Consider the following 328-nt stretch of genomic DNA (forward strand, 5'->3'; position numbering starts at 1 on the left):
GGGCCGGGCCGGAATGCAGCCGTTGCGCGATGCGATGGCGATCCTCGCCGATCTCGACGGAGACTGGCGCAGGGCGTTGCCCGATGACGTGCCGCTTGGCCATGTCGAGCACCGCTGGCGTCGGCATGTCATGACCGCAGGCGGGATCGATCGCACCCATTGGGAGATGGCGACTTACAGCGCGCTTTCCAATGCTTTGGCATCCGGTGGTATCTGGGTGCCGACCGCGCGCGTCCATCGCGCGCTCAGTGTGCTGCTTGCCCCACCGGCCAGCCCCGTACCGAAGCCCGCTTTCTCGCTCGGCGATCCGCACGCCTGGCTCGACGAG

General features: G+C 68.0%; 1 pseudogene. It reads left to right on the forward strand.

From position 1 onward, the window contains the following. Positions 1–13: 13 nt before the first annotated feature. Positions 14–328 (forward strand): annotated as a pseudogene (locus AC0L2P_RS32285) (Tn3 family transposase); the annotation flags it as partial.

Source organism: Mesorhizobium sp. WSM4836, assembly GCF_055811815.1.